This is a genomic window from Mycolicibacterium sp. CBM1 (assembly GCF_054073305.1).
In genome coordinates this window covers 26,512-39,700 of the sequence record NZ_JBSXPP010000014.1, presented here as the reverse complement: position 1 = coordinate 39,700, position 13,189 = coordinate 26,512, and the positions used below count along the sequence as shown (strand labels likewise).

The window sequence follows — 13,189 nt, the reverse complement described above, 5'->3', positions numbered from 1 at the left end:
GGCGGCACTGGCGGGTTGGGCCGGCGCCGTCGCCACGGACCCCGCTAGGACGTGGGCTCGCAGATGGAATTTCGCAGTATGCCGACGCCGTCCACCTCCACCTCGGTGGTATCCCCTGGCTGGAGAAACCGCGGCGGGTCGGCCACCAGACCGACACCCCCAGGGGTGCCGGTCACGATGACGTCTCCGGCTGCCAGTGTGGTGAATCCGGTGAGGTAGCGCAGGATGTCCACGAAGTCGAAGATGAGGTCGTCGAGGGTGGCGTGCTGGAGCACTTCGCCATTCACCCGAGTGGTGAGAGCCACCCCGCCGAGATCGTCGTACTCGTCGAGAGTCACCAACCAGGGTCCGAAGGAGCCCACGCCCTCGAAGTTCTTGCCGGGGATCCATTGACTGTTGTGCAGTTGCCAGTCGCGTGCGCTCACGTCGTTGTAGCAAGACAGGCCAGCGATGCCCGCGGCCAGCTCCGCATCGGAGGCGCCGGTGGCGAGGGTTCGGCCGATCACCAGCGCGACCTCGCCCTCGTAGTCGAGTTGGCTGGTGTTGGCTGGATGTCGGATCGGCTGCTGATGTCCCACGTGGGTGTCTGCGAAACGGGTGAAGATGGTCGGATGGTCCGGTTTCGCGGTGGTGCCGGTCTCGTCGCGGTGATCCTGGTAGTTCACGCCCACGCAGAAAATCTTCGCCGGATCCGTTATCGGAGGGAGGTATTCGATATCAGCCAACGGATGGCTGGCCTGCGCATCGGGGAGTCGGCGGCGGAGTTCGTCGGTAAGGTCCAGTTCGAGCAGGTGCTTCAACGAAACGATCGGTTCGTTGAACAGGGCCGGCCCGTCGATGACCTGATCCCCGCGGACCACGCCGAATGACTCTCGACCAGCAAACCGATAGGTCAGCAGCTTCATCGCAACACCATCTCCTCGTCAGATATGAACAGATCCCGCTGCAGGCTCTGTTCGGTGGCTCCATCGCAGAGATACCGGCCGAAATCGCTGACACCCGAGGCGCGAAGCAGATCCTCGTCGATCAGGGTCTGTCCGGTGGCCGCACCTGGGGCCTGCCCCAGCACGAGCGCGGCCGCATCGGCCATGATCTCGGGCCGGCGGGACGACTGCAACCCGCCATCGGCCGCCACGATGTTCTGCACCGCTGCGGTGCCGATCAGTGTCTTGGGCCATAGGCAGTTCGCCGACAACGGGTGCGACCGGTACTGCTCGGCCAAGCCGAGTGTCAGCATTGTCATCCCGTACTTGCTGATCGTGTAGGGAGCGTACTCGGCAAGCCACCGTGGATCAGGGTTCAATGGTGGCGAGAGGGTGAGTACGTGGGCGTGCGGTGATTCCAACAGGTGGGGCAGCGCCGCACTGATAACCGCGAACGTGCCGCGAGCGTTGATGCTCTGAATGAGATCGTAGCGCTTCATAGAGAGGTCGCCGAAGCCGCTCAAGGCGATCGCCGAGGCGTTGTTGACGACGATGTCGATGCCGCCGAAGTGCTTGTACGCCTTCGCTACTGCCTCGGCAACGACGTCCTCGTCGCGGATGTCACCCACGATGGGCAGTGCACGGCCACCGGCCTCCTCGATAGCTGCGGCCGCGGTGTGTACCGTCCCGGGCAGACGTGGGTCGGGAACGTCTGTCTTCGCGACGAAGGCGATATTCGCCCCGTCTTGGGCGGCGCGTATCGCGATGGCCAGTCCGATCCCTCGACTACCGCCGGTGATGAAAAGTGTTCGACCAGAGAGTGCGGCGGGGGACATGACCTGCCTTCCGTCTGAGTGACGGCGCCGTGCGTAAGCCAAGATTACGGCTACCGGCAGGGCGCGACTGTGGTGCCCACGGCGAACGCCAGCCGTGGTGATGCCGAATAGTACACATCACTGACCTGCATGAGTGTCACAGCCTCACTGCGCTGTCGGGAAGCCGGAATGACTCGTGCGGATGTTGTACGAATGCTTTCGCTGGGTGGAAGACTGGTCGACCACAGCGCGCCAGACACGGTTATCGTGACCGGATTGGAGTCCGTTGCCCGATTCTGGTGGCGGATGACGGCTTGATGAAAATTCAGCACGGTTCTTCGGTCTGCCCGACCGGTCGCTCGACCCGTGGGTGTCCGAGGCGCATTCCGGACGCCACAGAATGGAGTTTCGACGGTGCCACTCCCCGACGAGGCCGACCGGGTGACCGGCGCGGCGACCACGGAGGTATTGCTGACCGAGACGGCAGGCCGGGTACGGATACTCACGTTGAATCGGCCCACCGTCCGCAATGCGCTCTCCAGCGAGTTGCGCGAATGTCTCTTCAGCGCGCTGCGGGCCGCCAACTGTGACGATGACGTCGATGTCGTCATCCTGACCGGCACAGATCCAGCGTTCTGCGCAGGCTTGGACCTTCGCGAGCTGGCGAGCGGCATTCCGGACCTCTCACCGCAATGGCCGGATATGACCAAACCGGTGATCGGGGCGATCAACGGAGTCGCCGTCACCGGTGGGTTGGAGTTGGCACTCTATTGCGACGTGTTGATCGCTTCGGAGCGTGCCAGATTCGCCGATACTCACGCCCGAGTAGGGCTGCTTCCGATGTGGGGCATGTCGGTGCGCCTGCCGCTGGCCGTCGGGCGGGGACTGGCTCGCCGGCTTAGCCTCAGTGGTGAGTATCTGACGGCTGAGCAGGCTGCCGCAGCGGGATTGGTCACCGAGGTCGTGCCACACCACCGTCTACTCGACACGGCAATGGCCCTGGCTGAATCGATTGCCGCCGGCAACCAGAACGCAGTGCGAGCACTGGTCTCGTCGTACCGGAGTATCGACGCAGCGGCCGAGGCCCACGGCCTCGCAGTGGAGGCGTGTACCGCAACGGCATGGCTCTACAACCATCAGGTGAGTGAAACAGTGGCCGCCAACCGCGAATCGGTGATCGAACGTGGCCGCGAGCAAGTGCACGGCGCACCGATCGAGCGGCGGTAGCGGTCATAACCGCCCACTTCGACGGCCGATCCGGGATGCGCTGCCATCCGATCGCGCGAATGTGAGGGCCCGTGTCTGACCTGCTCGCTGACGTCCTCATCGTCGGCGCGGGCCCGAACGGGCTGATGCTGGCCGCCGAGCTTGCGTTGGCCGGGGTGCATCCCGTCGTCGTCGACCGGCTGGCCGGCCCGAGCGATGAGCAGAAGGCCAATGCTTTGGTAGGTCAGGTGGTCCGGGCCCTGGACATCCGTGGGCTCTACGAACTCGTCACCGGTGGGGAGGGTCCGCCAGCTCCGGTACCGGGTCACGTCTTCGCCGGAATGCCGGTGCAATTGGCCGGTGTGCCTGACAATCCGATGTTCCACCTGCCGATACCCCAGCCACGTTTGGTCCGGCTACTGGCGCAGCGCGTCGCCGCGCTCGGTGCCACGGTCCACTGGGAACATGATGTTGTCGAGCTCGCGATCGACTTCGACGCCGGCATCGAGGTGGTGGTCAGTTCGCCGAACGGCATCCGCCGGTGGAAGGCCCGTTATCTGGTGGCCGCCGACGGCGGCCGGAGCATGGTCCGGCGCCGGATGGGAATCGGATTCCCGGGGGTGACGACCCCGATGATGGCGCGGATGGCCCACATTGCCGTTCCCGATCAGCAGCGACGTGCCGGCGGCTGGGATGTCCCCGGTGGTCCGCGAGTTGATCCGGGACTCAACAGATTCGGCAATGGGGCCATCTTCTATCTCGACCGCCCACCCGGACCCCCGATGGTCGGAGCGATCGAGTTCGACGCCGAGCTTGTGGAGGACGAGACTCCGCTGACGGTGGAAGAGGTGCGTGACAGCGTTCGGCGCATCCTCGCTACCGATGTCGAGGTGTCCGCCCCCAGCGGTCCAGGGCCGTATGCGCTGCGTCGGATGGCCGGTCAGAACACCCGTCAGGCTGATCGCTACCGGGTCGGCAACGTGTTGATGTTGGGCGATGCCGCGCATGTCCATCCACCGATCGGCGGGCCGGGCCTGAACCTGGGACTTCAGGACGCGATGAACCTGGGATGGAAGCTCGCCGCCGAGGTGAAGGGCTGGGCCCCGGAGGGTCTGCTCGACAGCTACCACGACGAGCGTCATCCCGTGGGCGAACGGGTCATGATGCACACTCTGGCGCAGCTGACCCTACTGGCCCCCGGCGGCGAGCACACCGCCCTGCGATCACTTGTCGGGGAGCTGCTTGCCATTCCCGCAGTGGCCGAACACATCGCGCACCTTCTCGCCGGTTCCGATGTGCGCTACGACGTCGCCGATGAACACCGATTGTCCGGCCGCTTCGTACCGGAATTGCAGCTGGCTGACGGGCGACGAATCGCGGAGTTACTGCACACGGCCCGTCCGGTCCTGGTTGATCTGTGTGGCGGGCAGGCGGCGGAGGCCGCCAACGGCTGGCACGACCGCATCGACGTGGTGACCTCGTCGGTCCCGGGATCATCGCTGTCGGCCCTGCTGATTCGCCCTGACGGTTATGTCGCGTGGTGTTCGGATACCTACGACATGGATGACGAACGGCGCTTACGCGCGGCTATCGAGCGGTGGTTCGGTCCGCGCTCGTCTGCCGGCACCACGGAAGATGTCGGCCGGGCCGGGTCAGCTGAGTTCATCGGATCAAGCCACCTTGATGAAAGTTATCCAGAACCGTCGTCCGGCCGATAGGCTGACCGAAGTCATGCTGGGGAAGACACCCGCGTGGCGGTTGACCGCAGGCGCGTTCTAACAGCGGCCCGGAACAGTCTTGGCTGCCTGGCGGAAGCGGGAATCCACACGAAAGGGAGAGTCAGTTGGGTTATCTCGAAGGCAAGGTCGCCATCGTCACCGGTGGTGGCCGTGGCATTGGTCGCGCGGAATCCCTTGCGCTGGCGCGCGAGGGCGCGGCGGTTGTCGTCAACGACCTCGGGGGGGAGATCGGTGGCGACGGTACGCCGTCCGCGGGGCCGGCCGAGGAAGTGGCCGAATTGATTCGCCAGGCCGGTGGACGCGCGGTAGCGGATGCCTCCGATGTCTCGGACTGGGATTCCGCAAAAGGAATCATCGATACGGCGCTCGGCGCGTTCGGTCGGCTCGACATCGTTGTCAACAACGCCGGCATAACGCGGTTCGGAAGCATCGACCAGATAACACGTTTCGATTGGCAGCGCACTGTGGACGTATGTCTGACGGGCACCGGTGCGGTATGTCATTGGGCAGCTGCGCACTGGCGGGAGCGCGGTGCGCAGGCGGGTCGACGAATCGTCAACACGTCCTCGAGCGTCGCTCTGGCACCGCAGCCGGGAAACCCGATGTACGTCGCGGCGAAGGCAGGGGTCGCGGCGTTGACCGTCGCCTGTGCAATCGAACTGGCTGAACTCGGAGTTCGGGTGAACGGACTGGCGCCCGTCGCTCGCACCCGGGTCAGCGCACAGGTCGCCGCCGAGCTCATGCAGGAGGTTAGCGACGGTTTCGACCGGATGGCGCCGGATCACACCGCCACCATGGTGGCATTCCTGGCTTCACCGCAGTGTCGGTTCACCGGTCGTGTGTTCGGGATCGTCGGCGACGACGTGACGGTATTCGACGGGTGGTCGGTCGGCCATCACATCGCCAACGACGAGCGTGCCTGGACCATCGAGACGTTGGGTGAAGCACTCGATCAGGCCCCGACCCAACACTCGGGATGGGCGCAGGCGGTTAAGGGTATCGATCCCGTCAAGACTCCCTCCACTGAACTCCTGGAGCGACTTGCTGAGATCGAAATGGTCTAGCGGGCAATGTCGGCACTGGTCGATCCCATCGACGTAATCGCCTGATAGGGCTACACCGCAATCATTTTCGGGAGATGACAGGTGAGTGCACCGAGGCTGGCCACCATAGAAGAGGCCGAAGCGCAGTGGGCCGCGGCGTTCACGGCAGAGACAACGGAACCATTGCGTGCATTGCTGCACCCGGACTTCGTTGCCGTGCACGGCCCTTTGGGCAACATCCACGATGCACGCGAGTTCATCGCCGAAGCGCAAGGCCGGCCGCGGCCGGTTGATTTGGTGGTGATCGGACCAGTCGTTCGGGAATTCGGCGCTATGGCCACGGTGAGCTGTCTTCAGCAGTTTGGTGTCCACCTCGCTGCGGGATTGCCCCCCTTCGTCATTCAAGCCGCGGTCACCAGAGTGTGGGTTCGTGAGGATGACGTGTGGTGGTTGGCCCACCTGCAGATGGCGCGACGGATGCCGCCCGGCTAACCGAAAATCGTGGGCGTACACACAGGCACGGCGCGCCGTATGAGCAGAGATCGGCTGCCGCAGAGCAGGATCAGTGCATCGTGGTGCTCGGCTTGTGCCCCTGTCCCCACGTTAACGGAGTTTCGGTCGGTGGCATTGACTGGATGCTCCAGCGCGCGTAGCTTGTGGCATATCGTCTGATGAATAATCATCTGACCGCGGCCGGGCTTCGCCGGCCCTTGCCGGTGAGACTGGGCCGGCGCCCTTCCTGCGTGGTCGAGGAGAGATCATGAGAGAGCCCCTGAAGTTCGACGCGGCGCTGCTGGCGGCTCGACACGTGATCGACAAGGGCCGCGAACGTGGTCTGCACCTGAGCGTGTCGATCGTGAACCGCAGCGGGATAACGAAGATCGTGCTCAGCGACGATGGCGTGGGGCCGGTGGCGGTGGAGACCGGCCGCCGTAAGGCTTACACCGCCGCGGTGATGGGACTGCCGACCGCGCTGTTCGCCCAGTTCGCGGCGGATCCGAGAATGGCTGCGGCGCCGCCGCATCTGTTGGATCCACATCTTCTCGCTGTGCCGGGGGGCACACCGATCATCGTGGACGGCGAGGTCATCGGTGGCATTGGTGTTGGCGGCGCCGACGGTGAAACGGACGCCGAGTTCGCCGAGGCCGCGCTGAAATCGCAAACGCAGTGGTGACACCACTTCGGCACCACAGTCATCGGCAGTGCCGGCCAATCGGCAGTGCGAGCCCGAATCCCGACGGAGGCACACAACCATGATCAAGCCCTGGCTCTTCGAGTTCTTCCATTCGGTGCACGATCCGGCGCTACACGACGATCCCGCCGCCGTGCAACAGCAGTTCCAGAGCTACATCGACCTGTGGACTGACGACGAGCGCCTGGGATGGGAAGGGATCCTGTTCAGTGAGCACCACTTCGGGCCGGGCTACAGCCCCTCGCCGAACCTGGTGATCGCCCATCTCGCCGCACGCACCACTGCCCTGCGCCTTGGCGTCCTGGGTACCGTGTCGCCCTACGCGACACCGTGGCGCGTTGCCGAGGAGTTCGCGATGCTCGACCACCTGACCGGAGGGCGGCTGGAGATCGGGGTGGTGAGCGGTATCCCGCCGGAGCTGGCGATCGTCGGCATCTCACCGCAGCATGCAGCAGAGGTGCATGCCGAAACCCTCGAGGTGCTGGCGGCCGCGATCAGCAAGCCCTTGGTGACCCACCACGGTAAGCACTTCTCGTTCGACGACGTCCGCATCACCCCGGCGTTCCTGCAGCCGAATCCGCCGTTCTGGACCGCCTCCACCAGCCCGGAGTCAGCTGCCAGGGCGGGGGCGCGAGGGCTCAAAATGTGCAGCGGATTCGCCGACGTCGAGAAGTTGGTCCCGGTGTTCGAGGCATACCAGCAGGGAGCCCGGGCGGCGGGAATGCCCACCGGCCCCGACCGTGTCGCCATCCGGCGCGGGGTGACGCTCGTCGCCGACGAATCCGAACTCGGTCATGCCAAGGCCGCCGCGCACGACGGCCTCAGAGAGTTCTTCGCGGTCAGCACCGAGGCGATGCGGATGCCTGACACCGCCGAGAAGCCGGTGGGCAAGGACGAGCTCATCTACGGGACCCCGCAACAGGTTGCCGACAGCATCATTAGCCAGTGCCAAGCGCTGGGAGCCGGCAATTTCATGGCAACCTTCAACATCTACGACCAGGCGGAGCTGCGCAAGAACCACGAGCTCTTCGGCCGCGAGGTCATTCCGCGGCTTCGCGCCGCGGAGATCGGCTGATCGGGATGGCTGAGTTTCGGACCGTCGGCTACACCGCCGGCGCAGATCCACGCCAGTGCCTCGATATCTTCGCCAGCCGGTCGGATCGAGACCTGCGGACTGCGGTGCTGGTCATTCACGGTGGCGGGTTCGCCCAGGGTGCTCGCGGCGCGGTGCATGCTCGCTGCGAGGCTCTTGCCGACCGCGGGATCACCGCGTTGGCGGTCGGCTATCGACTGCTCGACACCGCGGCCTGGCCCGCGCCCGTCGAGGACGTATGCGACGCGCTGCGATGGGTCGGTGCGCACACCGAAGAACTGGGTGTAGATCCCGGCCGCATTGTCCTGCAGGGGCATAGCGCTGGAGCACAGCTCGCGCTTCTCGTCGCGGGCGGCGCCGGCGGGGGCATCCCACCGGTCGGCGCCGTCGTGTCGTACTACCCCGCGGCACGGGTCTCGTTGACGCCGGGGCCGGGTGAGATGCCGGCTCAGATGTTATTCGGCGAGGCTGCGACGGCGGCGGCCGCCGACGCGGCCAGCGTGCTCACCTACGTGGGCGGTCGGTTCCCACCTTCGCTGCTGATTCACGGTGCCGGTGACCGTCTGGTGGACCCGGCTGCAAGTCTGCGGATCTTCGATGCACTCGTCGCGTCCGGAGTGCGCGCAGAGCTACATCTGGCGGCCGGCCAGGACCACGAGTTCGACATGACACCCCGGTACAACCGCACCATGACCGAGTTGTCGGTCGATTTCCTCCGGGCGGAGCTCATCGAACCGGAAGTCGCCGCCGAAGAGGTCGCCGCAGCGAATCCATTCGCAACCATGCCAATGCCCGGCGGTCGTCCTTCCTGATTCTGGTGATGCCCTCGCCACCACCAGACTCGGCGAGGTCGTCGATTCGATGCGAATGGCAATAAGACTGCAGCACAGTGGAACTGGCGTGTCTGCGTCGCAAGTTCATGATCACTACGACGAATAGGTACCTATGCGATGACTACGTTTACCGGCGCGTTCTACCGCCACGGTGACGACGGCTACGAGCAGGCCCGCTGTGCGGCAGTGTGGAATGGACTGAAGCCGAGCCGTTTTCCGGCGGTGATCGTCGTCGCCGCCAACCAGGACGACGTCGTTCGCGCCGTCAAGCTCGCCAATGCCGAGGGGCTGACCGTCGGCATTCGGTCGGGCGGGCACAACTGGGTGGGCAACCATGTCCGCGACGGTGGTCTCCTGCTGGACCTGTCCCAGCTCAAGAACATCGACATCGACCCGCTCAACCGCACTGCCATCGTCGAGCCCGGCGTCCACAACGCCGACTTCGCTGCCGCCCTGCTGCCGCACAACCTGTACTTCCCGGTGGGTCACTGTCCCACGGTCGGGATGGGCGGCTACATCCTCGGCGGCGGAATGGGCTTCAACTCAATCGAACTCGGGCCGGCCGCATTGAGCATGTACGCCATCGACGTTGTGACCGCCGACGGTCAGATCGTTCACGCCACCGACGAGGAGCACGCCGACTTGCTGTGGGCCGCCCGTGGCAGCGGACCGGGCTTCTTCGCCATCATGATCCGCATGTATCTGGAGCTACGCCCGATGCCGGCCATCGCAGCGACGGTGCAGATCCACCCGCTGTCCGCCTTCGACGAGCTCCTGCCGTGGTACCTCGACGTCGCATCCCTGGGAACGCCGGGATTGTTGATCGCCGGAAGCAACCCGGCCTTCGGTCACGACGACACCGTGCTGACCATCGCCGCGTATGCCTTCGGCGAGGATCTCGAGCACGCGGCGCAGCGACTGGCGCCGTTGGAGAACGCGCCCGGCCTGGACCGGGCCATCTTCCACCAGTCGCCCTTCCTGTCCACCATCGACCAACTCCAGGTGATGTTCGACGGCATGTACCCGGAGGGGTTGCGGTATCTGTCGGACAACCTGTGGATCAAGGACGAATACATCGACGACCCCGGTCTTTGGCAGGAGTCCCGAGCCATCCTGGATTCGTTGCCCTCGGCTCGGTCGTGTCTGTGGTTCATCCCGGGCCTGCCCGAATACCGCGACCCGCGGGCCGCCTTCAGTCTCCAGACCCGGATGTCGATCCAGGCTTACGCGGTGTGGGACGACGGCGCACAGGACGACGAGATGGCAGCGTGGCACACCGGTGCCATGGCCCGCGTCGATCGGTACACGGTGGGTGGTGGCTATGTAGGCGACTCCAACCTCTTCGTCCACCCGATGGCGATCCTCGACCCGCCGAGTGCCGAGCGTACCGAGGCACTGCGCGCCAAGTACGACCCGCAAGGCCGCTTCTTCAGCTACCCGGTACCGCTGCCGGTGGCCCGACTGTGACGGGTACGCGGCGGCGGCAATGCCGCCGCCCCGCACCCGTCGACCGGGTCAGAACGGGTAATGCGGCAGTTGACTTCTGACCGTGACCCACTGTGTTTCGGTGAATGCCTCGATGTTGGCTTGCGCGCTACCATGGCGCGAGCCGGTACCCGAGTCGCCGACCCCGCCGAATGGAGCGTTCGGCTCGGCATTGACCGTCTGGTCGTTGATGTGCACCAGACCGGAGGGAATCCGTTCGGAAAGTGCTAATCCCGTCGCCAGGTCGTTGGTCAGGATGCCAAGGCTCAGGCCGTAGTCGGTGTCCGAGGCGATGCCCACCACTTCGTCGAGCGACGAGAACGGCGTGATCGGGGCGACGGGTCCGAAGATCTCCTGACAGAACGCGGGAATGTTCACGGCGACATCGGAAAGCACTGTGGGCCGGTACATCAGACCGTCGAAGGTGCCACCCGCGCGGAGCACGGCGCCGCTGTCCACACTGGCGGTGACCAATGCGTGGACGCGGTCACGCTGGGTCGTGTCGATGAGCGGGCCCAAAGCGACATCCTCGCGGAAGGGGTCCCCGACGGTGAGGGCATCGGCCTTCCCCGCGAGGAGCACAGCGTATTCCTCGGCGATGGATTCGTGCACCAGATGGCGGCTGGTTGCCATGCAGATCTGTCCGGAATGGTTGAAACTGCCCCACGCCCCGACGGATGCCGCACGTTCGACATCGACGTCACCGAGTACGACCAGCGCCGAGTTACCCCCCAACTCGAGGTGTGCGCGCTTGAGATGTCGGCCGGCCAGGGCCCCGACGGCGCGTCCGGCGTTGGTCGAGCCGGTGAACGCGATGACCCGGACTGCGGGGTCGACGACCAGTGCCTCACCGACTTCGGCGCCGCCGGGGAGCACCTGTAGAACTTCGGACGGTAGCCCGGCCTCCTCGAATACCCGCGCTAACAGTGCGCCACCGCAGATAGACGTGCGGGGATCCGGCTTGAGGATCACCGCGTTGCCCAGCGCCAAGGCCGGTGCCAGGACGCGGACCGCCAGTATCAACGGGGCATTGAAGGGCGCGATGAGCCCGACGACACCCGCGGGCACCCTACGCGAGAAGCTCAGCCTCGGATCACTGCTGGGCAGCAATTCGCCGTAGGGATGGCTGCATAGCGCCGCGGCCTCGCGGCACTCCTGCGCGCTGGTGTGCACCTGGAACCCGGCGAAACCACTCGCGGTCCCGGCGTCTCGCGCCAGCCACTCCATGATTTCGGCCGAGTTTGCCTCGAATACGTCGGCGGCGGCGCGCAACACGGCAGAACGTTCATGGTGAGGCAGCGATGCCCAGCGTCGTTGCGCATCGGCCGCGCGCCGTGCCGCCTTCTCGAGATCACCGGGTGTGGCGATGCCGATCTCACCGAGCACCCCACCTGTAGACGGTTCTATTGCGGCACAGCGAGACCCGCTGCCATCCGACCATGTACCCGTCCAGATCTTGCCGTGCCACGCGTCGTCAGTCAGCAACCCCATTGTTTCTCCCGATATTGTTGGACCACGTTCTCCGGGTCCCGGACCGCGCTGCAAGCGACTGCTGGATGAGTTTTCATCCGCAGTAAACGATGAGATGGGACGGTACGCTCGGCGGACGGACCCGTCAATGGCCCAATCCGACCGGATCTCCGGGCCGGATGCCGCCCCTCCGGCCCGCGCGCGATATGCGCGGCGATGATCTTGACAAATATTCATCAACGATGGACGGTGGTGCTGGCTTGCTGTCGCCCCACCGGGGACCGGCCGGAATGTGCTGCGACGGCATCGCAATCGTAGGCAACGCGACAACAGACTCATACTTCAGGCAGGGTGATCGTGTCCGAACCGTGGATCAGGACCGTGGTGGCCAACCGAACCATGGCAACGCCCCGGGTTGTCGTGCTCGACCTCGTCCCCGACGGGGATGAACTGCTGCCCGACTACGAAGCCGGTGCACATGTCGACGTCCTCGTCGACAAACCAGAGTTGGGCGGTGCGGTGACACGGCAGTACTCGTTGTGCGGGACCCCGGGGGATCGCACGCAGTACCGGATCGCCGTACTGCGTGACCCCGCGTCGCGCGGTGGCTCGTTGGCCATGCATGAATTCCGGACTGGCGACCGCATCTTGGTCTCCGTTCCACGCAACAGTTTCCGCCTGGCACCGGTGTCAATTCATCGACTCTTCGCCGGCGGAATCGGCATCACGCCCCTGCTGTCGATGGCTAAACAGCTCGACAGATCCGGCGGTGAGTACACGCTGAACTACTGCGCCAGGACCGCCGACGACGTTTCGTTCGCCGCACTCCTGCAGGGTCACCCCCGGGTGACATTGCACCTCGACGACGGACCGGATGAGGGCAGGCTGGACCTGCGCCGAGACTTGGGACCGCCGCAACCCGACACTGCGATCTACGTATGCGGGCCCGAGCCCTTCATCGACCATGTCCTCACCGGGGCCGCCGCACTCGGCTGGCCCGAGCACACCCTTCACAAGGAGCGCTTCACAGCACCGCCCGCGGTATCGAAGCCGGGGCAGGAATTCGTCGTGCGGATGGCCTCGACGGGCGGTGAGGTCCCCGTCGGCGCGACCGAGAGCATCCTCGATGCGCTGCGGCGCAATGGGATCGAGGCACGGTCGTCTTGTCAACTGGGCATTTGCGGAGAATGTGTAGTCAAGGTGATCTCGGGGCGGCCGGACCATCGCGACGATGTGCTGTCCGAGGAGGAGCGCGCACAGGGATTGTTCACACCGTGTTGTTCGCGCTCCTTTGAGCCCGTGATCGAACTCGATCTATGACGCTCCCGCGGCCGGGGGCGCGGCTAGAACTATCCCTCGCTGGATGTCCCAGACTGATTGTGAAGGAGAT

General features: G+C 65.2%; 12 protein-coding genes. 9 read left to right on the top strand and 3 right to left on the bottom strand.

From position 1 onward, the window contains the following. Positions 1–44: 44 nt before the first annotated feature. Positions 45–905: a fumarylacetoacetate hydrolase family protein gene (locus tag ACXDF8_RS18450; protein ID WP_457224728.1), complete on the bottom strand. Its 861-nt coding sequence runs from the start codon at positions 903–905 to the stop codon at positions 45–47. Continuing rightward, positions 902–1,759, bottom strand: coding sequence for an SDR family oxidoreductase (locus tag ACXDF8_RS18445; RefSeq protein ID WP_457224727.1), 858 nt, complete (start codon positions 1,757–1,759; stop codon positions 902–904). Before ACXDF8_RS18445 ends, ACXDF8_RS18450 begins: the two co-directional genes overlap by 4 nt. 420 nt (positions 1,760–2,179) lie before the next feature. Between ACXDF8_RS18445 and ACXDF8_RS18440 the strand changes: the two genes are divergently transcribed. The 8 genes from ACXDF8_RS18440 (at position 2,180) to ACXDF8_RS18405 (ending at position 10,311) form a co-directional block, all read left to right on the top strand. Further along, positions 2,180–2,965 carry an enoyl-CoA hydratase gene (locus ACXDF8_RS18440; RefSeq protein ID WP_457224836.1) on the top strand — a complete coding sequence of 262 codons (786 nt, stop codon included), beginning with the start codon at positions 2,180–2,182 and terminating at the stop codon, positions 2,963–2,965. A 71-nt stretch (positions 2,966–3,036) separates the two neighbouring features. After that, the gene (locus ACXDF8_RS18435) at positions 3,037–4,662 is read left to right on the top strand and encodes an FAD-dependent monooxygenase (RefSeq protein WP_457224726.1); all 1,626 of its coding nucleotides are present in this window, start codon (positions 3,037–3,039) and stop codon (positions 4,660–4,662) included. A gap of 125 nt (positions 4,663–4,787) precedes the next feature. Further along, a complete protein-coding gene (locus ACXDF8_RS18430) occupies positions 4,788–5,747 on the top strand; it encodes an SDR family NAD(P)-dependent oxidoreductase (protein WP_457224725.1) in 960 nt (319 codons plus the stop codon). 81 nt (positions 5,748–5,828) lie between these two features. Then, entirely contained in the window at positions 5,829–6,218 is a 390-nt protein-coding gene (locus tag ACXDF8_RS18425; RefSeq protein ID WP_457224724.1) for a nuclear transport factor 2 family protein, read from the top strand. Between the two features lie 268 nt (positions 6,219–6,486). Further along, the gene (locus ACXDF8_RS18420; RefSeq protein WP_457224723.1) at positions 6,487–6,900 is read left to right on the top strand and encodes a GlcG/HbpS family heme-binding protein; all 414 of its coding nucleotides are present in this window, start codon (positions 6,487–6,489) and stop codon (positions 6,898–6,900) included. Positions 6,901–6,979: 79 nt separating this feature from the next. After that, entirely contained in the window at positions 6,980–7,993 is a 1,014-nt protein-coding gene (locus ACXDF8_RS18415; protein ID WP_457224722.1) for an LLM class flavin-dependent oxidoreductase, read from the top strand. A gap of 5 nt (positions 7,994–7,998) precedes the next feature. Continuing rightward, positions 7,999–8,823, top strand: a complete 825-nt coding sequence (locus tag ACXDF8_RS18410; RefSeq protein ID WP_457224721.1) for an alpha/beta hydrolase — start codon at positions 7,999–8,001, stop codon at positions 8,821–8,823. Between the two features lie 138 nt (positions 8,824–8,961). Next, a complete protein-coding gene (locus ACXDF8_RS18405) occupies positions 8,962–10,311 on the top strand; it encodes an FAD-binding oxidoreductase (RefSeq protein ID WP_457224720.1) in 1,350 nt (449 codons plus the stop codon). Between the two features lie 48 nt (positions 10,312–10,359). Here the strand turns inward: ACXDF8_RS18405 and ACXDF8_RS18400 are convergent, their stop codons facing one another. Continuing rightward, positions 10,360–11,820: a benzaldehyde dehydrogenase gene (locus ACXDF8_RS18400; RefSeq protein WP_457224719.1), complete on the bottom strand. Its 1,461-nt coding sequence runs from the start codon at positions 11,818–11,820 to the stop codon at positions 10,360–10,362. Positions 11,821–12,156: 336 nt separating this feature from the next. On the opposite strand from ACXDF8_RS18400, the gene ACXDF8_RS18395 reads away from it, so the two are divergent. Further along, positions 12,157–13,119, top strand: a complete 963-nt coding sequence (locus tag ACXDF8_RS18395) for a PDR/VanB family oxidoreductase (protein ID WP_457224718.1) — start codon at positions 12,157–12,159, stop codon at positions 13,117–13,119. Positions 13,120–13,189: the final 70 nt, after the last annotated feature.

Bases quoted from the DNA above. Each gene is read 5' to 3' on its own strand.
- ACXDF8_RS18410 (WP_457224721.1), top strand. From the start codon at position 7,999: ATGGCTGAGTTTCGGACCGTCGGCTACACCGCCGGCGCAGATCCACGC.
- ACXDF8_RS18420 (WP_457224723.1), top strand. From the start codon at position 6,487: ATGAGAGAGCCCCTGAAGTTCGACGCGGCGCTGCTGGCGGCTCGACAC.
- ACXDF8_RS18415 (WP_457224722.1), top strand. From the start codon at position 6,980: ATGATCAAGCCCTGGCTCTTCGAGTTCTTCCATTCGGTGCACGATCCG.
- ACXDF8_RS18445 (WP_457224727.1), bottom strand. From the start codon at position 1,759: ATGTCCCCCGCCGCACTCTCTGGTCGAACACTTTTCATCACCGGCGGT.
- ACXDF8_RS18450 (WP_457224728.1), bottom strand. From the start codon at position 905: ATGAAGCTGCTGACCTATCGGTTTGCTGGTCGAGAGTCATTCGGCGTG.
- ACXDF8_RS18405 (WP_457224720.1), top strand. From the start codon at position 8,962: ATGACTACGTTTACCGGCGCGTTCTACCGCCACGGTGACGACGGCTAC.
- ACXDF8_RS18400 (WP_457224719.1), bottom strand. From the start codon at position 11,820: ATGGGGTTGCTGACTGACGACGCGTGGCACGGCAAGATCTGGACGGGT.